The sequence below is a fragment of the Stenotrophomonas sp. HMSC10F06 genome, from assembly GCF_001807865.1.
GTDB classification, from domain to species: Bacteria; Pseudomonadota; Gammaproteobacteria; order Xanthomonadales; family Xanthomonadaceae; genus Stenotrophomonas; species Stenotrophomonas bentonitica_A.
Genome location: NZ_KV791267.1, coordinates 181,135 through 199,827, shown reverse-complemented (window position 1 = coordinate 199,827; position 18,693 = coordinate 181,135). Strand labels below are relative to the sequence as shown.

General features: G+C 68.4%; 14 protein-coding genes, 1 pseudogene and 1 riboswitch. Of the genes and pseudogenes, 2 read left to right on the top strand and 13 right to left on the bottom strand.

The features are described 5' to 3' along the window. Nucleotides 1-11: 11 nt before the first annotated feature. From thiL to HMPREF3113_RS08040, 10 genes and pseudogenes are all read right to left on the bottom strand, one after another. Entirely contained in the window at nucleotides 12-977 is a 966-nt protein-coding gene (thiL, locus tag HMPREF3113_RS08085) for a thiamine-phosphate kinase (RefSeq protein WP_070471710.1), read from the bottom strand. A gap of 178 nt (nucleotides 978-1,155) precedes the next feature. Next, nucleotides 1,156-1,641 (bottom strand): annotated as a pseudogene (nusB, locus tag HMPREF3113_RS08080) (transcription antitermination factor NusB); the annotation flags it as partial. Further along, the gene (gene ribH / locus HMPREF3113_RS08075; RefSeq protein WP_038690522.1) at nucleotides 1,638-2,105 is read right to left on the bottom strand and encodes a 6,7-dimethyl-8-ribityllumazine synthase; all 468 of its coding nucleotides are present in this window, start codon (nucleotides 2,103-2,105) and stop codon (nucleotides 1,638-1,640) included. The gene ribH and the pseudogene nusB, both read right to left, overlap by 4 nt. A 135-nt stretch (nucleotides 2,106-2,240) precedes the next feature. Then, on the bottom strand, nucleotides 2,241-3,338 hold the full coding sequence (ribB, locus tag HMPREF3113_RS08070; RefSeq protein WP_070471709.1) for a 3,4-dihydroxy-2-butanone-4-phosphate synthase: 1,098 nt from the start codon (nucleotides 3,336-3,338) through the stop codon (nucleotides 2,241-2,243). Further along, the gene (locus HMPREF3113_RS08065) at nucleotides 3,335-3,937 is read right to left on the bottom strand and encodes a riboflavin synthase (RefSeq protein WP_070471708.1); all 603 of its coding nucleotides are present in this window, start codon (nucleotides 3,935-3,937) and stop codon (nucleotides 3,335-3,337) included. Before HMPREF3113_RS08065 ends, ribB begins: the two co-directional genes overlap by 4 nt. 75 nt (nucleotides 3,938-4,012) lie before the next feature. Then, nucleotides 4,013-4,159, bottom strand: a riboswitch (FMN riboswitch). A 189-nt stretch (nucleotides 4,160-4,348) separates the two neighbouring features. Next, complete coding sequence (ribD, locus tag HMPREF3113_RS08060; protein WP_070471707.1) at nucleotides 4,349-5,431, bottom strand: bifunctional diaminohydroxyphosphoribosylaminopyrimidine deaminase/5-amino-6-(5-phosphoribosylamino)uracil reductase RibD; 1,083 nt, start codon at nucleotides 5,429-5,431, stop codon at nucleotides 4,349-4,351. A 70-nt stretch (nucleotides 5,432-5,501) separates the two neighbouring features. Further along, a complete protein-coding gene (nrdR, locus tag HMPREF3113_RS08055; protein ID WP_019182518.1) occupies nucleotides 5,502-6,023 on the bottom strand; it encodes a transcriptional regulator NrdR in 522 nt (173 codons plus the stop codon). 108 nt (nucleotides 6,024-6,131) lie between these two features. Further along, entirely contained in the window at nucleotides 6,132-6,521 is a 390-nt protein-coding gene (locus HMPREF3113_RS08050) for a hypothetical protein (RefSeq protein ID WP_139146318.1), read from the bottom strand. Nucleotides 6,522-6,555: 34 nt separating this feature from the next. Further along, entirely contained in the window at nucleotides 6,556-7,809 is a 1,254-nt protein-coding gene (glyA, locus tag HMPREF3113_RS08045; RefSeq protein WP_070471705.1) for a serine hydroxymethyltransferase, read from the bottom strand. A gap of 152 nt (nucleotides 7,810-7,961) precedes the next feature. Next, the gene (locus HMPREF3113_RS08040) at nucleotides 7,962-8,438 is read right to left on the bottom strand and encodes an RcnB family protein (RefSeq protein WP_070471704.1); all 477 of its coding nucleotides are present in this window, start codon (nucleotides 8,436-8,438) and stop codon (nucleotides 7,962-7,964) included. 235 nt (nucleotides 8,439-8,673) lie between these two features. On the opposite strand from HMPREF3113_RS08040, the gene ettA reads away from it, so the two are divergent. Both ettA and HMPREF3113_RS08030 read left to right on the top strand, forming a co-directional pair. Then, a complete protein-coding gene (gene ettA, locus HMPREF3113_RS08035; RefSeq protein WP_019182522.1) occupies nucleotides 8,674-10,338 on the top strand; it encodes an energy-dependent translational throttle protein EttA in 1,665 nt (554 codons plus the stop codon). 125 nt (nucleotides 10,339-10,463) lie between these two features. After that, the gene (locus HMPREF3113_RS08030; RefSeq protein WP_019182523.1) at nucleotides 10,464-11,780 is read left to right on the top strand and encodes an NCS2 family permease; all 1,317 of its coding nucleotides are present in this window, start codon (nucleotides 10,464-10,466) and stop codon (nucleotides 11,778-11,780) included. 37 nt (nucleotides 11,781-11,817) lie between these two features. Here HMPREF3113_RS08030 and bcsZ (HMPREF3113_RS08025) read toward each other — a convergent pair whose 3' ends face one another. The 3 genes from bcsZ (HMPREF3113_RS08025) to bcsZ (HMPREF3113_RS08015) all read right to left on the bottom strand — a co-directional run bounded on the left by bcsZ (HMPREF3113_RS08025) (nucleotide 11,818) and on the right by bcsZ (HMPREF3113_RS08015) (nucleotide 18,692). Beyond that, nucleotides 11,818-12,939 carry a cellulose synthase complex periplasmic endoglucanase BcsZ gene (bcsZ, locus tag HMPREF3113_RS08025; RefSeq protein ID WP_083298748.1) on the bottom strand — a complete coding sequence of 374 codons (1,122 nt, stop codon included), beginning with the start codon at nucleotides 12,937-12,939 and terminating at the stop codon, nucleotides 11,818-11,820. 126 nt (nucleotides 12,940-13,065) lie between these two features. Continuing rightward, a complete protein-coding gene (locus HMPREF3113_RS08020; RefSeq protein ID WP_070471762.1) occupies nucleotides 13,066-17,547 on the bottom strand; it encodes a cellulose biosynthesis protein BcsC in 4,482 nt (1,493 codons plus the stop codon). Then, nucleotides 17,529-18,692 carry a cellulose synthase complex periplasmic endoglucanase BcsZ gene (gene bcsZ, locus HMPREF3113_RS08015; RefSeq protein WP_070471702.1) on the bottom strand — a complete coding sequence of 388 codons (1,164 nt, stop codon included), beginning with the start codon at nucleotides 18,690-18,692 and terminating at the stop codon, nucleotides 17,529-17,531. Before bcsZ (HMPREF3113_RS08015) ends, HMPREF3113_RS08020 begins: the two co-directional genes overlap by 19 nt. Nucleotide 18,693: the final 1 nt, after the last annotated feature.

Genomic DNA, 18,693 nt, shown 5'->3' with positions numbered 1-18,693 from the left:
CTGCCGGCTGCTCACTCCGCGAAGTGCTGGTAGCCGCCGGGCCCGGTTTCGCCTTCGCACTGCACGCCCTGCCCTTCCACGATGCGGCCGATGCGGGTGAGCGGCAGGCGCAGCGATTCGGCCACGGCATGCAGCGCCTCGCGCTGGTCGGCGGCGGCGGTGAAACACAGTTCGTAATCGTCGCCGCCGCGCAGGGCACACGCACGCGCGGCGTCGCGGCCAAGCACCGCACGCAGGGCCGGTGACAGCGGCACGGCGTCGGCATCCACTTCGGCACGCACGCCACTGCGCGTGGTGATGTGGCCCAGGTCGGCCAGCAGGCCGTCAGAGATATCCACGGCAGCATGCGCGAAGGCACGCAGGCGCAGGCCCAGCGTCACCCGTGGGGTCGGCCGCAGCAGGCGCAGGCGCAGTGTTTCGTAATCACCCAGCACGGTGGCGGTGGCGATGTTCAACTCACCGCGCTGCCACAGCTGCAGGGCACCGGCGGCGTCGCCGAGTGTGCCGCTCACCCAGATGTCATCGCCCACCTGGGCGCGGTCGCGGCGCAGCGCCTGGCCGCGTGCCACCTGCCCCATCGCCGTGACCGACAGCGACAGCGGGCCACGCGTGGTGTCGCCGCCGATCAACGCGATGGCGTGTTCGTCGGCCAGCGCGAAGAAGCCGTCGGCGAAGGATTCGATCCAGTCCGGGTGCGCGTCGGGCAGCGACAACGCCAGCGTGCACCAGGCCGGGCGTGCGCCCATGGCAGCCAGGTCGGACAGGTTGACCGCCAGGGTCTTCCAGCCGATGTCGAAGGGCATGGTCTCGGCCGGGAAATGCACGCCGCTGTTGAGCGTGTCGGCGGTGACCACCAGCTGTTCGTTCGGGCGCGGCTGCAGCAGCGCGGCGTCATCGCCGATGCCGAGCACCACGTCGTCGCGCTCGGCGGTGCGGGCACGGATGCGGTCGATCAGGGCGAATTCGGCAAGGGACATGGGGCGCTCCCGCGGTTGTGCGTGCCGCGCAGTGCGCGGTGGGGCGGTTGTACGTGCCGCGCGGCGTGCGGTTGTCGGTAGTGCCGGCCGCTGGCCGGCAACCTCAGACGCCCGGTGGTTGCCGGCCAGCGGCCGGCACTACCAGACGGGTCATTACCGCCGGCGGCTCATTGCCACCGGCGGGGCAGTGACCCGATTCGACCTTGCGCCATTCCACGGCCGCGCGGTCCAGCACGCCGTTGACGTAGGTGTGACCATGCTCGGAGCCGAAGCGCTTGGCCGATTCGATCGCTTCGTTGATCACCACGCGGTACGGCACGTCCAGGCGGTAGCGCATTTCGAAGGCGGCCACGCGCAGCGCGGCGCGTTCGATGGCGTCCACTTCGTCGATGCTGCGATCCAGGTACGGGGTCAGTGCCTCGTCCAGGTCCTTGCGGTTGTCCAGCACGCCGTGGATCAGCGCTTCAAAATAGGCCAGATCGGCGATTTCACGCGCCTGCTCGTGGGCAAACTGGGCAATCACGGTCTGCGCGTTGCCACCGGAAATCTGCCACGCATAGATCGCCTGCAGGGCACGACGGCGCGCGCGCGAGCGCAGCACGGGGTCGATGCCATCACGGCGGACGGGTTTACCGGAGGGCTTGCCCGGGTTCGACTTGTTCACGGCAACTGCTCCAGAAGATTGACCATTTCCAACGCCGTCAGTGCGGCTTCCTCACCCTTGTTGCCATGGCTGCCACCGGCACGGGCCTCGGCATCCTCGGCGCGTTCCACGGCGAGCACGCCATTGAGCACCGGCACGCCGAAATCCAGCTGCACGCGCATCAGGCCTTCGGCGCAGCCATCGGCCACGTGTTCGTAGTGGCGGGTGTCGCCGCGGATCACACAGCCCAGGGCGATGATCGCGGCATGTTCATGCGCGGCGGCCAGGCGGGCGGCCACCAGCGGCAGTTCCCATGCGCCGGGCACACGGATCACGTCGATGGCGGCTTCGTCGATGCCGTTGCCGGCCAGGCTCTGCCGCGCGCCAGCGACCAGTACGTCGGTGATGCGGGCATTCCAGCGGCTGGCGAGGATGGCGAAACGGGCCTTTTCCGGAGTACGGAGGTCGCCTTCGTAGTGGCTCATGTTCGGCGTGGGGTCCAAAAGGTTGACTAGTTTAACGCGGGCGGGCCGGTTACGCCGGACACGGGCCGGCGGCCATGGCCACGTAGCGCCGGGCTCTGCCCGGCTCTACGGGAGGGTGGGCGGTCGGGCGGGCGGTCAGGGGGTGACCGTTTCCACTACTTCCAGGCCGTAGCCGGCCAGGCCGATCTGGCGGCGGGGGGTGCCCAGCACGCGCAGCTTGCCCAGGCCGAGGTCGGACAGGATCTGCGCACCGGCGCCGTTGCGGCGCCACTGGCTCACATCCTTGTCCTTGCCCGGGGTCACCGGGGCCGGCTGCTGGCGCAGGCGGGCCAGCAGGGTGTTGGTGTCGCGTGGCGCCGACAGCACCACCATCACCCCGCGCTCGGCGGCGGCAATGGCGCGCAGGGCGTCGGTGGAGGCCACGCCGAAATCGTCGCGGCGCCAGTGCAGCAGGTCGGCCAGCGGGTTTTCCACCTGCACGCGGACCAGCGTGGGCTCGGCATCCGGGGTGCCGCGGACCAGGGCGAAATGCAGGTCGTGGGCGATGCGGTCGCGGTAGGTGACCAGCTTGAAGGGACCGAACTCGGTGTCGATCTCGCGCTCGTCCACGCGCTCGACCGTCTTCTCGGTGGCCAGGCGGTAGGCGATCAGGTCGGCGATCGAGCCCATCTTCAGGCCGTGCTCGCGGGCGAACACCTCCAGCTCCGGGCGGCGCGCCATGCTGCCGTCGGGGTTGAGGATCTCCACCAGCACGCCAGCCGGCTCCAGGCCTGCCAGCATGGCCAGATCCACGCCCGCTTCGGTATGCCCGGCGCGGGTCAGCACGCCGCCCGGCTGGGCGATCAGCGGGAAGATGTGGCCCGGCTGGTGCAGGTCGGCCGGCTTGGCGTCCGGCTTCACCGCCGTGCGGATGGTGTGGGCGCGGTCATAGGCCGAGATGCCGGTGGTGACACCCTCGGCCGCTTCGATGCTGACGGTGAAGTTGGTCTGGAACTGCGCGGTGTTGGCCTGGACCATCGGCGCCAGGCCGAGATCGGCAGCGCGCTCACGGGTCAGCGGCAGGCACACCAGGCCACGGCCATGGGTGACCATGAAGTTGATGTCCGACGGCTTGACCAGCTCGGCGGCCATGATCAGGTCGCCTTCGTTCTCGCGGTCTTCGTCATCGACGATGACGACCATGCGGCCAAGGCGGATGTCCTCGAGAATCTCGGGAATGGGGGCGAAATTCATGCGCGTGCTCCTGCACCCAACAAACGTTCGACGTAACGGGCGACCAGATCGATTTCAAGATTGACCGCACTGCCCACGGCCGTCGCGGCGAAGGCGGTGTTGGCGACGGTATGCGGGATGAGGGCGACTTCGAAGCCCTGCTCGTCCACCTCGTTGACGGTCAGGCTGACCCCGTCCACGCAGATCGAGCCCTTCTTGGCGATGTAGCGCAGCAACGCGGCCGGCGCGGCGAAACGCCAGCGCTGGGCACGCGCGTCGTCATGCACCGACAACACCTGGCCCAGGCCATCGACATGGCCACTGACCAGATGGCCGCCGAGGCGATCGGTCGGGCGCATCGCGCGTTCGAGGTTGATGACGGCGCCGTCGGCCAGCCGACCCAGCGTGGTAACGCTCAGGGTCTCGGTGGACGCGTCGGCCTGGAAGGACGTGGCGTCGTGGGCAATGACGGTCAGGCAGACGCCATTGATGGCGATGCTCTCGCCCATCTGCACGTTCTCGAACGGCAGGGTGCCCACGTTGAAGGTGAAGCGGACATCGCCGCCAAGGGACTCGCGTGCGGCCAGACGGCCGACGCCTTCGATGATTCCAGTAAACACGTAACGTTCTCCGCGGAAAGTGAGCGAAAAACGCCGCAAGGCATATAGGTGCACGCCGGGCACAAGGCCCGGCCGCACCGTCTTCTTTCATCCGGACTATACCGTCGGCTCCGGCATTGGACCGGATCTGCTGACCTTCCCGGGGGGGCCGGGAAGCGCTCGCGGGCTCGTGCTTGCGCACCTACCGCCGGTGGGGAATCGCACCCCGCCCTGAAGACGTTTATGTACCGGCGAACCGGCCCGGCTAGTGTAACAGGGCACCCTGACTGGGGGCTTTAAGTTAAATAAGTGTTAAGCTACGCGACTGAGTGCTGCGCCGCGTGGATATGACGGCGCACACGTCGGTTACTGATCGAGCTGCAGCGTCCGCGCCGCGCCATGATCGAACGGGTCCCGCAAGGGGCCCGTTTTTTATGGGCGCAGCAACAGGCGGAGGTCCTCACCCACCTGGCGCCTGTCCACCACGCGCAGCCGGCGCTGCTGTTCCATCGCGTGGATACCCAGGCCGGACAGCAGCGGCAGCCCATGCTCACCGAGCAACGTGGGCGCCTGATACAGCAACAGTTCGTCGACCCAGCCGCCGGCCAGCAACGCGCCGGCCAAGGTGGCGCCGGCCTCGGTATGCACGTCATTGATGCCGCGCTCGGCGAGCAGCGCCAACACCGCGCCCAGATCCAGACGACCGTCATGGCTGGGCACGCTGGCGAACTCCGCATCGGCGGCGTCCGGCGGGCTGACCGCGGCGTCATGCACATACAACGTCGGCGCCCCACCCTCGCGCACCCGCGCGCATTCCAGCGAACGCAGGCGTGCATCGAGCACCACGCGCAGCGGCGGCAGCACGTCGGTGTCGGCCAGGCGCACGGTCAACATCGGATCGTCAGCCAGCACGGTGGCCGCACCGGTAAGGATGGCGCCGGCCCGCGCGCGCCAGTGCTGCACATCCTCGCGCGCGGCCGCGCCCGTGATCCACTTCGATGTCCCGTCGGCCATCGCGGTGCGGCCATCCAGGCTGGCGGCCAGCTTCACCCGCAGCCACGGACGGCCGCGCTCGATGCGCGACAGGAAGCCCCTGTTGAGCTCGCGCGCCTGCGTGGCCATCAGGCCTTCGGCCACCTCGATGCCGGCCTCGCGCAGCAGCACGAAGCCGCCCCCGTCGACCTTCGGGAAGGGATCACGCATCGCGGCCACCACGCGGCTGACACCGGCGTCGATCAGGGCCAGTGCACACGGCGGTGTGCGCCCGTGGTGCGCACAGGGCTCCAGGGTGACGTAGGCGGTGGCGCCGCGGGCCTGCTCACCGGCCTGGCGCAGCGCGAACACTTCGGCGTGCGGGCCGCCAGTGCGCTGGTGCCAGCCCTCGCCCACCACGACCCCATCGCGGGCAATCACGCACCCCACCATGGGATTGGGCCGCGCGGTGTACGCGGCACGTTCGGCCAGGCGCAGCGCGTGCGCCATGTGCTGATGGTCGAGAGCGGAGAAATCGGTCATGGCGGGGATCATCTGGCGGCGTGCAGCCGCGATGGTAGCCCAGCCGGGGTGGCCGCGATGCGGCCGGGGCTCAGCCCTTTTTCTTCTTGGTCAGCGCGATCACATCGCCGAGCAACTGCAACTGCTCGGTGCTGGAGGGCAGCTCGCGTTCGAGCTTCTCGATCTCCTCGCGGAAATCGGCCACGTCTTCGAAGCTGCGGTACACCGAGGCAAAGCGCACGTAACCCACATGGTCCAGCTTGCGCAGTTCGTTCATCACGAACTCGCCGACCTTGATCGAGGGGATTTCGCGTTCGCCACAGATGCGCGCCTGCTGCATCACCGCGCGCACCGCCAGCTCGATCTTGTCTTCAGGCACCGGACGCTTCTGCAGCGCGCGATCAAAGCCGCTGCGGACCTTGCGCGCATCGAAGGCCTCGCGGCTGCCGTCGCTTTTGACGATCGCCGGCAGTTTCAGTTCGATGGTTTCCAGGGTGCTGAAGCGCTCGTTGCAGGCCTCGCACTCGCGGCGACGCCGGATCGTCGCGCCGTCTTCAGAGACGCGCGAATCGATCACACGGGTATCGGCATGCTGGCAGAACGGACAGTACATGGAACGCCTTGCATCGGGAAAACGTCATGCCGCGGTCACGGCAGCGTCGCAACGGTACCTGAGAGAGACAGGCAACAGCAAATGGCAGGGGGCAGAGGCCAGCCCAGCCTAGGCCGGCTGCCAGCGCAGCCACAGCAGGTGCGCCGCGCAGGAGAGCATCGGCGGCCCGGCCAGCAGCAGAACCAGTGCCATCGGACTCGCGGCGGCCTGCCAGAATGCCATGCCGACCACCGCCAGGGCGGCAAGGACGCCAAGGCCCAATGCAGCCCACGGCCAAGGCCCGGCATCGCGCAGGCCGGTGCGTCCCTTTCGGAGATAGCGGCCACTCAACCACAGCCAGCCCACGATCCCGATCAGGCCGGCCACCCCCCAGCCGCCGATCACCAGGCGCGAGGCCCGGTCCAGATAGGCCGGCTCGACGAACGCGACCCAGACCCCAATGGCGGCGAAGGTGCCACCGCCAGCCATCCCCACGATGCCGCAGACAAGGGCCAGCACGGCGTAGGTACGCCGTTGCCGGCCCTCGCCCATATCAGCCGTAAACCGGGTACTTGCGGCACTGCGCGCTGACCGCGTCGCGGACGCGGGCGATCACGGCCTCATCGGCCGGGGCGTCGAGCACGTCGGCGATCCAGTTGGCCAGATCCACGCAGTCCTGCTCCACGTAACCGCGCGTGGTGACCGCCGGAGTACCCAGGCGCAGGCCCGAGGTCACGAACGGCGAACGCGGGTCGTTCGGTACCGAGTTCTTGTTGACGGTGATGTGGGCCAGGCCGAGCGCGGCTTCGGCATCCTTGCCCGAGACATCCTTGCCGATCATGTCGACCAGCATCAGGTGGTTCTGGGTGCCGCCGGAAACGATCTTGTAGCCGCGCGCGATCAGCGTGTTGGCCATCGCCTGGGCGTTCTTGACCACCTGCTGCTGGTAGGCCTTGAAGCCCGGCTCCAGCGCTTCCTTGAAGGCCACGGCCTTGCCGGCGATGACATGCATCAGCGGACCGCCCTGGATGCCCGGGAACACGATGGACTGCAGCTTCTTCTGCAGTTCTTCGCTGGCGCCCTTGGCGATGATGATGCCGCCGCGCGGGCCGCGCAGGGTCTTGTGGGTGGTGGAGGTGACCACGTGGGCGTGCGGCAGCGGGCTCGGGTAGACGCCAGCGGCAACCAGACCCGCCACGTGCGCCATGTCCACGAACAGGTAGGCACCGACCTTGTCGGCGATGGCGCGGAAGCGCGCCCAGTCCACCACCTGCGAGTACGCCGAGAAACCGGCGACGACCATCTTCGGCTTATGCTCCAGGGCCAGACGCTCGACCTCGTCATAGTCGATCAGGCCGGCTTCGTCGACACCGTACTGGACGGCGTTGAACAGCTTGCCCGAGGCATTGACCTTGGCACCGTGGGTCAGGTGGCCACCATGGGCCAGGCTCATGCCCAGGATGGTGTCGCCCGGCTGCAGCAGCGCGAAGTACACGGCCTGGTTGGCCTGCGAGCCGCTGTGCGGCTGCACGTTGGCGTAGTCGGCATCGAACAGCTGCTTGAGGCGGTCGATGGCCAGCTGTTCGGCGATGTCCACGTACTCGCAGCCACCGTAGTAACGCTTGCCCGGGTAGCCCTCGGCGTACTTGTTGGTCAGCTGGCTGCCCTGGGCTTCCATCACCGCCGGGCTGGTGTAGTTCTCGCTGGCGATCAGCTCGACGTGGTCTTCCTGGCGCTGGGTTTCGGCGGCGATGGCCTTGGCCAGTTCGGGATCGTAGGTTTCGATGCGGACGTCACGCGGGAACATCGGTTACTCCAGGCAGGCAGAGGGGGTACAGCGCGAGCTCTGGATTGTAGTCCCCGCGGCGCGGGGTGACCAATCCCGGCGCGCGGCCCCGGAACGCGGAACGGCGCCCCGAAGGGCGCCGTCCAGGCCGTCAAGCGCGCCTGCCGGCGGGCTTACCGGTTGATCACGTAGTCGGCAATGATCCCGGTGGCGATGGCGACCAGCAGCAGGTTGCCGCGGTCGTCCCGGATCCAGTGATGGTCGCGCGGCGGGCGGCGCACCGAGTAGCGGCTGTAATCGTTGACCACATAGACCGGGCCACCGTAGTACTCACGGTAGCGGTGGCCGCGGGCCCAGCCGTAGGAGCCATAGCCCGGCGCCGGGCGATAGACCACCCGCGGCGGCGGCGGGCCCGGGCGGTAGTAGCCGCGGTTGTCATAGCGGCGGTCGTAACGGCGGTCGTGGCGGACTTCGCGACGGTCATGACGATCGTGCCGGTCATGGCGATCGTGGCGGTTGTCACGGCGGTCATCACGCCACTCGCGGCGGTCGTGACCGCGCCCACGGTGGTCATCGGCAAAGGCCGGGGCCACGGTGCCCAAGGCCAGCAGCGAGGCAACGGCCCCGACCACAAATCGATTCATGCGCATGATTGGCCTCGCTTGGTGGGTTGATGGCTCCATCATGCGCACCCCATCTGAACGGTCTCCGGCTGGAAACGGTTTCCAATTCAAGGGCTTTGACCCCGCATTCAGGCGGCGGCAAGCCCCGGCGCCCTTGGCTCCCGGCGGCATTGATCGCTTCCGGCTATAATCGGGGCATCCTTTTCTTCCTCTGTTCCTGTTCCGTCCGGAACGGGCGCAGGGTTGCGCCTTCGGAGAGCTCATGTCCTCGCAATACATCTACACCATGAACCGCGTCAGCAAGGTGGTCCCGCCCAAGCGGCAGATCATCAAGGACATCTCGCTGTCGTTCTTCCCGGGTGCCAAGATCGGCCTGCTGGGCCTGAACGGTGCCGGCAAGTCCACGGTGCTCAAGATCATGGCCGGCGTGGACACCGATTTCGAGGGCGAAGCCCGCCCGCAGCCCGGCATCAAGGTCGGCTACCTGGCCCAGGAACCGGAGCTGGACCCGACCAAGACCGTGCGTGAAGCGGTCGAGGAAGGCGTCGGCGAAGTGCTGCAGGCCCAGGCCCAGCTGGACGCGGTCTACCTGGCCTATGCCGAGGAAGGCGCCGACTTCGACAAGCTGGCCAAGGAACAGGAGCGCCTGGAGGCGATCCTCGCCGCCGGCGATGCGCACACCCTGGAAAACCAGCTGGACGTGGCCGCCGATGCGCTGCGCCTGCCGCCGTGGGATGCGGTGATCGGCAAGCTCTCCGGTGGTGAAAAGCGCCGCGTGGCACTGTGCCGCCTGCTGCTGCAGAAGCCGGACATGCTGCTGCTCGACGAACCGACCAACCATCTGGACGCCGAGTCCGTCGAGTGGCTGGAACAGTTCCTGGCGCGCTACACCGGCACCGTCGTGGCGGTCACCCATGATCGCTACTTCCTGGACAACGCCGCCGAGTGGATCCTGGAACTGGATCGCGGCCGCGGCATTCCGTGGAAGGGCAACTACACCGATTGGCTGATGCAGAAGGACGAGCGCCTGAAGCAGGAAGACAACCAGGAAAAATCCCGCCAGAAGGCGATCCAGAAGGAACTGGAGTGGTCGCGCCAGAACGCCAAGGGCGGCCGCACCAAGGGCAAGGCCCGTCTGGCCCGCCTGGAAGAACTGCAGTCGGTGGATTACCAGAAGCGCAACGAGACCAATGAAATCTTCATCCCGCCGGGCGAGCGCCTGGGCAACTCGGTGATGGAGTTCAAGAACGTCTCCAAGAAGTTCGGCGACCGCCTGCTGTTCGACGAACTGAGCTTCCTGGTGCCGGCCGGTGCGATCGTGGGCATCATCGGCCCCAACGGTGCCGGTAAGTCGACCCTGTTCAAGATGATCACCGGCCAGGAAAAGCCGGATTCTGGCGAAATCACCGTCGGCCCGACCGTCAAGCTGTCCTACGTGGACCAGAGCCGCGACGCGCTGGAAGGCAACCACAACGTCTTCCAGGAAATCGCCGGCGGCCTGGACATCCTCAACATCAACGGCATCGAGATCCAGTCGCGCGCCTATATCGGCCGCTTCAACTTCAAGGGCCAGGATCAGCAGAAGCTGGTCGGTTCGCTGTCCGGTGGTGAGCGTGGCCGCCTGCACATGGCCAAGACCCTGCTGCAGGGTGGCAACGTGCTGCTGCTCGATGAACCGTCCAACGATCTGGACATCGAAACCCTGCGTGCGCTGGAAGATGCGCTGCTGGAGTTCCCGGGCAACACCTTCGTGATTTCGCATGACCGCTGGTTCCTGGATCGCATCGCGACCCACATCCTGGCGTTCGAAGGCGATTCGCACGTGGAGTTCTTCCAGGGCAACTACCGCGAGTACGAAGAAGACAAGCGCCGCCGCATGGGCGACGACGCTGCGCCGAAGCGCCTGCGCTTCAAGGCGCTGAAATAAGGCAACCGGAAAGGCCGCGCTCGCGCGGCCTTTCTCATTTCGGTAGGTCACCACCGTTGGTGGTGATGCTTTGAAGCGTACCGACCAACGGTCGGTACCCACCACCAACGGTTTGAGATTTCGCGATGTCCCTCCCCGAACGCCTGTTCCAGCTGCAGCAGCACGGCACCTCCGTGCGCACCGAACTGCTGGCCGGCCTGACCACGTTCCTGACGATGTCCTACATCGTCTTCGTCAACCCGGACATCCTGGCCACCACCGGCATGGACCCGGGCGCGGTGTTCGTCGCCACCTGCCTGGCCGCCGCGCTGGGCTCGCTGGTGATGGCGTTCGCGGCCAACTTCCCGGTCGGCATGGCCCCGGGCATGGGCTTGAATGCGTTCTTCGCCTTCACCGTGGTGGGCGCGGCCGGCCTGCCGTGGCAGCAGGCGCTGGCGGCGGTGTTCATCTCCGGCCTGGTCTTTCTGGTGCTGTCACTGACCGGCGTACGCGCCTGGCTGGTAGCGGGCATCCCCGCTTCGCTGCGCGCGGCGATCGTGGCCGGCATCGGCCTGTTCCTGGCGATCATCGCGCTGCAGAAATCCGGCGTGATCATCGCCAACACCGACACCCTGGTCGCACTCGGGCCGCTCAACACCGCCCCGCCGCTGCTGGCCCTGGCCGGCTTCCTGCTGATCGCGATCCTGGAGGCACGCAAGGTGCGCGGCGCAATCCTGATCGGCATCCTGGCGGTGACCGGGGCGGCCTGGCTGCTCGGAGATGTGCAGTTCCATGGCCTGATCTCGCTGCCGCCGAGCCTGGCGCCGACGTTCCTGCAGCTGGACCTGCCGGGCCTGCTGCACCACGACGGTGGCGCGCCGATCGCGGTGCTGCTGCAGGTGGTGCTGGTGTTCGTGCTGGTGGAAGTGTTCGATGCCACCGGCACGCTGTACGGCGTGGTCGGTCGTGCGGGCCTGTTGAAACTGCCCGGCGCGCAGAAGCGGTTCGGCCGTGCCTTGTTGGCCGACAGCACCGCGATCGTGGCCGGTTCGCTGCTCGGGACCAGCAGCACCACCGCCTTCGCTGAAAGCGCCTCGGGCGTGCAGGCCGGTGGCCGTACCGGTCTCACCGCGCTGGTGGTGGCGGCATTGTTCCTGGCGGCGCTGCTGTTCTCGCCCCTGGCGGCAATGGTGCCCGGCTATGCCACCGCCCCTGCCCTGCTGTTCGTGGCCGGGTTGATGCTGCGCGAGCTGGTCGATGTGGACTGGGGCGACCTGACCGAATCGGTGCCAGCCGCGCTGTGCGCGCTGGCGATGCCGTTCACCTACTCCATTGCCAACGGCCTGGCCTTCGGCTTCATCGCCTATGCGGTGCTCAAGGCCGGCACCGGGCGCTGGCGCGACGTGCATCCGGCGGTGTGGCTGGTGGCCGGGTTGTTCGTGCTGCGCTACGCGCTGGAGTGATCGACGGGCACCGGCCGTGTGCCGGTGCTGGTGCTGGTCAGGCCCAGGCTGGGCGCAGTTGGCCGTCGGCGGCAAAGCGATAGCGGCCTTCGTACCAGCCCAGGGCAAACAGACTGAGCACCTGCTCGTAATAGCGCGGCGGCGCGGCGCGCTGCTGCTCCGGTGTCGGCAGCGCAGCGACCATTGCCTTGGTGCGTTCGGCCTCGCCCTGCGCCTGCAGGTACGGCACCAGGGCCGCCTGGAAACCGTAGTTGCCGGTGCCTTCGCGTATGCCGGTGAGCGTGTTGACCTTCTCCGGCATCGGCTGGCCCTCGCGCAGGGTGCTCAGCGGGCCGTGCAGTGCATCCAGAACCGAGCGGAAACTGGGATCGTTCACGGCGGTCATGCCTGCCCACAGATAACAGCGGATGGCGTCGTAACTGCCGAGCGGACCCTTGTCCGGATCAGCGATGAAGCCGCCGTCGCGCCACGCGGTCCAGTCCGGCGCAAAGCCGTGGGGTGCGGTATCGCGCAGCAGGCGAACGCCGTTGCCGATCACGGTGGTCCACGGCCCGCTCGGATCAAGCGCGGCGAAGCGGCGCAGCAGCGGCAACGGCAGGTAGCTGGGGTTGAACCGCCACGTGTCTTCCGTCGCAAATCCTTTGGGCCCAGGCATCAACATCGTGCCCAGGCCCGGCACATCGACCAGCTCCTGCACCTGGATCGCCGCCAGCATCGCCTCGGCGGTCTGCCGCAGCGCCGGCCGTTTCCACAACCGCGCTGCCTCGTGCAGGGTATAGGCCAGCCAGACATCCGAGTCGCTGGCGGGATTGTCGTCGAGCACCTTCCATGCATTGGCCGTGGTGTCGCGCCCCCATAGCCAGGCCGGCAGGCGCTGGGCCATGCTGCCGCCGGCGAGGTTGTCCTCCGTCCAGCGCAGCAGGCGATCGAACAGCGGCTGGTCGTTGTCCACCAGCGCGAAAAACAGCGCGTAGGACTGGCCTTCGGAGGTCGAACGCTGGTCGGCGTTGTTGTGGTCGACCATGCGCCCGTCCGGGGTCACGCTGGAGGCACGCATCACCTGCCAGGCCGTCCACGGGCCAGGCCCGCGCGCCGGGCCGTTGGCCGAGCAGGCCAGCAGCGGAGTAACGGCCAGCGCCTGCAGCAGACGGCGGCGCATCCGATGGAACGATGGGGACTCAGTCACGGACATCAGCCTCTTCGCAGCAGGAACCTAGCAAGCCTGCGGGACGCCCGCGGCCAGGTAAAGCCTGGCAGCGGGCCGGTCATCAACGCATGACGGTAATCATTCACCCGACGCGTACGGCGAGCGCAGCGGCTGCGGCTGCTTGCCCAGCCCGGCGCCGAGGCGGTCGAGCAGGAAGCGCAGGTACAGGCTGGTGCCGAACTGCCGGTAGTCACGCGCGTTGTTGAACTCCATGCGCCCGCCCAGGAACAGCTGCGAAGACAGCTGCCATTCGGCGGCGGCGCTGAGGTTGTAGGACACGCCGGTCTTGGTCTGGCCGGTATAGACCGGGTCCACGTACTCGGTGGTCAGTCCCAGCAACGCAGCCATCGAGGCGGCCTCGTAGGCAGCCTGCTGCATCGCCGGATCGGTCGGGAAGTACGGCGCGGCGTCTTCCTTGAAGTGCTGTACGCCGACGCTGGTATCCAGCTGCCACGCCACGCGGCCGCTGGAAGTACGCCCGTTCCAGTGCACCGGGAAGCCGACATCCACATAGCGCTGCGGACTGAAGTAACCGCCATGTCCGTAGGTGAAGCCGCTGAGGTTGCGGTCGTACTGCATCGCGGTCAGGTTGAGGCCGGCGGTCAGCGACTGGTTGTCGGTCTCCAGGGCGTGCACGTAGACGCCCACGCCGACTTCCTGGCGGTCGTTGTCGGCCACGTTCTCGCCTTCCAGGCGATGCCAGGACGCGCTGGCGTAGCCGCCCAACTGACCGTTGTCGACGGTCGCGGCGAGCTTGGCGCCGCTCGCGGTCACCCCGCCCCAGCGCAGCCCGTTGCGCCCGTCTTCCACGCCGGCGAAGGACAGCAGGCTGTCGGTCACCGCGCGGCGCGAGGCTTCGCCGGACCAGGTCAGCGCATCGCCGATCTGACCGCGGTAGCCGATGCCGCCGACGATCTGCGTGTCATCGAAGCCGAGCGGCGTGCTGCCGACATCGGCGCGGAAGCCACCCCGCTCATAGCCCACCGAGACACCGGCGCCGCTGGCATCCTGGGAACTCATGCGGCGCGCGCCGGCGGCATTGGCCACCATCGCGTACAAAGTGTCCTGGAACGCCTGCGGTGTCTGTGAGCCACCGCCGCCCTGGGCCAGCGTCTTGAGCTGGGCCTGCTCGGCCGCGCTCAGCCCGCGCACCAGGCCGGCATTGCCCAGCACCTGGGTGGCGATGTCGCTGATCGAGGTATTGGCCAGATCACGGCTGAGGATGTAACTCGGCAGCGGATCGGCGAACAGCAGCGCACGTGCGGCAGCGGCCCGTTCGGCCTGGGTGAGCGAACCGTCGGTCTGGTTGAACAGTTCCTGGTAACGACCGTTGTCCAGCGCGCGGTCGTAGATCAGATTGCGGGTCGCGTTGCTCTCGCCACGGGTCAGCAGCGTCTGGTACAGCGACGAGCCGACCAAGTCATCGACCGGTGTGCGGTCAGCGGCCAGTGCACCGGCCAAAGCGGCCTGCGGGCCACCGCCGAAGCGGCTGGCACTGGTGTATTCCGGATCGGGGCGCCCGGCATCGAGCACGGTCGGGGTGATTGCCACCTTGAGCTTGCCGTCGCCGACCGCAAACTGCCCTTCCAGCGGCACCTGCAGGTCATCGAGCTGACCCATGCCGGCTTCGCCAGCGCGGGTGCGATACGCCGCGCCGACCGCCAGGCTGCTGCTGTTCTCGGCCTTGAGCGCGCGCAGTTCATCGAGCACGCCGTTGCCGGTGGTGGCTGGCGGCAGCGGACCAAGCGCGGTATTGCGCGAGGCGCGCGGCGCACTCGCCTGGCTGGGCACCTGGCGCGAGCCGGGCACCGGCAACGGCAGGGCGACACCGCCGCTGGCCGCAGCCGTGGCCATGACCGGTTCCGGCAGGCCATCGGCATCGATTACCGGGGTGACGCTTGCCGGGCCCAGGCTCATGCCCATCGCCGGGCCGGCGTCCATCGGCAGGGGTTGGGCAGCCAGGCGGGCAGTCGCGGCCGGCAGTGGCAGACCACCATCGCGCAGCGCTGCGTTACGGGTGCCACCGCCACGGTTGAGACCGGCGAACGGATTGAAGCTGCCACCGCTGGCCAGCATCGCGGTGCTGGCCTGCGGGTAGCCATTGTCGAGTTGGCCGCTGCCCTTCGCGGCGGCGGCCAGCGACGCGCGGAAGTAGCTTTCGGCGCGGCGGTTCTTGCCGGCCGCGCGATACACGCGCCCTGCCGCCGCCAACACATCCGGCGATTCCGGGGCCTGCTTCAGCGCGCGCTCCAGATACTGTTCGGCCAGATCCATGTCACGCATCGCCGCGGCACTGCCCGCGGCGGCAACCATTGCATCCAGATCGCCCGGTGCCAACTGCAGCTGCTGCTGGTACAGCGCCAGGGCCTGGCCGTTGTCGCCCGCGGCGGCATACAGCCGTGCCAGCGCGGCGATGTTGCGCGGGTCCTGCGGGCGCTCGGCCAATGCCGGGGCCAACACCGCGTATGCGCCTTCAAGATTGCCAAGCTCCCGCTGGGCATCGACCTGGCGCAGCACGTAACCGCTGCGCAGATCGTTCAAGCGGGTCTGTTGGCTGGCCGAGAGCGGCACGTCGGCGAGCTGGCGCAGGATCGCGGCGACCTCGCCATCGCGACCGGCGCGCAGCAGCACCGAGGCATATTCCAGGCGGTTGTCGACGCTGGGCGAACCGCCTTCGATCAGGCGCTGCGCGAGCACGAGGGCGCGCTGCTGGCTGCCGATGTCGGCGTAGGCACCGGCCAACGCGGCCACGATGGCCGGGTTCTTGACCCGGTCGCCGAGTGCGGCTTCGGCGCGGGCCAGCAACAGCTGCGCTTCGCCGCTGCGCTGGCGCTGCATGAGCGAGCGCGCCTGGGCGGCCTGCACCTGCACCCACGCGGTGTCGTGCAACGCGGTCATTTCCGAATCACGCGACGCGGTGGGAATGCGTTCCAGCAACGCATACGCGCGCGGCCAGTCGCTGTTCTCCTGAGCGAACAGGGCCTGCGCATACAGCGAGGTCGCCGAGCGGTCGTCCAGCGCGCGCAACCCTTCGATGACACCGTTGGCCTGGTCGGGACGACCCGCGCGCGTGTACAGGCGCGCCAGTTCCAACCGCAGCCATGGGTCACGCGGCTGCACCAGCAATGCATCTTCCAGCTCGATCTGCGCCATCTCGATGCTGCCCTCGGCCAGCGCCTGCTGCGCGCGGGCACGTGCCAGGTTGGCACGCAGCACCGACTGGCCGCCGGCACTTTCCTGCTGGGCCGGGGTCAGCCGGTCGAACAGGGCGGCCGCTTCATCGGCGCGGCCAAGACGACCAAGCAGGCCGACCAGGCCCTGCAGCGCACCAGCATTGCCGGCATCCAGTTCCAGTGCCTTGCGGTAGCTGCGTTCGGCCGCGGCCGGATCGTTCCCGCTCTGCAGGTCGGCCAGCGCGACGTAACCCGCAGGCTCCTTCGGCTGCAGCGCGATGACCTGCTGCACCCGGGCGATGGCATCGCCGCTGGGCTGGCGACGCACCTCCTGCAGGGTCAGCCAGTAGCGCGCGGCATCGGCCGCGCTGCGCCATTTGCCGTTGATCGCAGCCGCCGGGCGCAGCAGTTCATTGGCTTCGCCGAAGCGCTCCTGGCGCAGACGCACAGAGCCCAGGCCACCGAGTGCCTCGGCATCGCGCGGACGCGCGCGCAGCACCTGGGCGAAACGGGCTTCGGCCTGGGCCAGGTTGTTGCTGTCCAGGGCACGGAAGCCCTCGCCCAGCAGCCGCTGGTTCGGGTCCTGCGGCACCGGACGGTTGGCGATGGCCTGTTCACGCAGCTGCGCCTGCTTGGCCGCCACCTCGCGATCGTTCGGCACCACGTCCAGGAAGGCCTGGTACAGCGGTGCATCGGCGGTGGTGGCGTTGAGCCACAGCAGCGCCTGGCGCCAGGCCGCACGCGCGGGGCCGGCGGTATTGGTGGCCTGGCTGAGCGTACGCAGCTGGGCGATGCCCTCGCGGCGGGTGGGCTCGCGGTAGGTCAGCACCTGGGCCAGCGCCAACTTGGCCGGGTTGTTGTTGCCGGTGGCGATGCGGCGCAGGCCATCGCGCGCGCGCGTCCAGCCTTCCGGCGTACCGGCCAGCACCTGGTAGTACTCCAGCGCCAGATCATTGGGCGGACCGCCTGCGCCGAAGGCCTCGTCATAGGCACGTACCGCTTCGACATAGCGACCGGCCGCCGCCGCGCGACGCGCGGTCTGCAGCTGGTTCCCGCCACCGCCACCGCCGAGCGCCATGCGCAGGCGCGTGGTCTGCGCCGAGGACGGATGACGCGCCTGCAGCTGCTGCAGTCGCTTCTGCGCCTCGGCACGGCGGCCCTGGTTGAGGTCGATCAGGCCCAGGCCGAGCAGTGCATCGGCCTGGTTGGGATCGGTGGCCAGCAGCTTGCGCCAGGCATCGGCGGCCAGATCCTCGCGGCCCTGGTCCTGCCAGTAGTTGCCTTGGCTGACCAGTTGCTGCGTCGACGACGCGTTCTGCGCGAAGGCCGGCACGGTCAGCACGCACAGGCCAACCAGGCAAAGAGGTGTCAGGGTCTTGCGGAACATGGCGAACTCCACGCGGGCAGCAGTCGCCCATCGGCAGAAAAACGGTAGCGGCGATCCATCCAGCCCTTGCCGAACAGCACCAGGGCACGATCGTAATAGTTGAGGGTGCCGGCGGCGGGAATCCGCGCCAGCTGCGCTTTGGCCAATGCGGGCTGGCCAAGTGCACTGAGATACGGCAGCAGGGCGGCGGCAAAGCCCGTTGACGGCGTACCGGTGCCCACCCCAAGCCGTGTGTCGATCTTTTCGGCAAAGCCGCTCTGCGCGCGCAACATCGATGCCGGCCCAGACAGGCCATCAAGCAAGGTGCGCCGCAACGGATCGGCCGGATCGGTCATGCCTGCCCACAGATAGCAGCGGATCGCGTCGTAGCTGCCGATCGCGCCCTTGCCCGGGTCGGCTACGAAGGCCTTGCCGTTCCAGGCGATCCAGTCCGGCGCGAATCCGACCGGCGCACTGGCACGCGTCATCGCCACGCTGCGTTCGGCCAGCCGCGCCCACGGGCCACGTGCATCGACGGCGGCAAAACGACGCAGCACGAACAACGGCAGGTAACTCGGGTTGAGCGTCCAGCGGTCGGCCTGCACGAACCCGCGGTTGCCGGGCAGCAGCATCGGGCCGAAGCCGGGCAGCTCGACGACTTCAGCCGTGCGCATCAGCGCCAGCGTCTGCCGGCCGGCTTCGACCAGCCCCGGCCGTTTCCACAAGCGGCCCGCTTCAAGCAGCGCGTAGGCGATCCACAGCTCGCCGTCAGCGGCGGTGTTGGGGTCGAGCACGCGGAACTGGCCATCGGCGGCACGCCCCCACAACCACGCAGGCAGATTGAGGTCGGCACGGCCGCGGCACAGGTGGCGGCGGGTCCAGGCCAGGATACGGTCGAACAGCACTGGATCGTTGTCCACCAGTGCGAAGAACAATCCGTAGGACTGCGATTCGGAGGTGCTGCGCAGGTCGGTATTGAGATGATCGACCACGCGGCCATCCGGCTCGATATGCCGATCGACAAACGCACGCCACTCACGCCACGGCGTACCGCAGGCCTGTGCCAGAACGTCGAGCGGCAGCACGGCGGCAGCACCAGCGGCCGCCATCGCCTGCAGGAAGCGACGGCGCGCAGGCGCCGGCGCGGGGACGGACGGGTCGCGCATG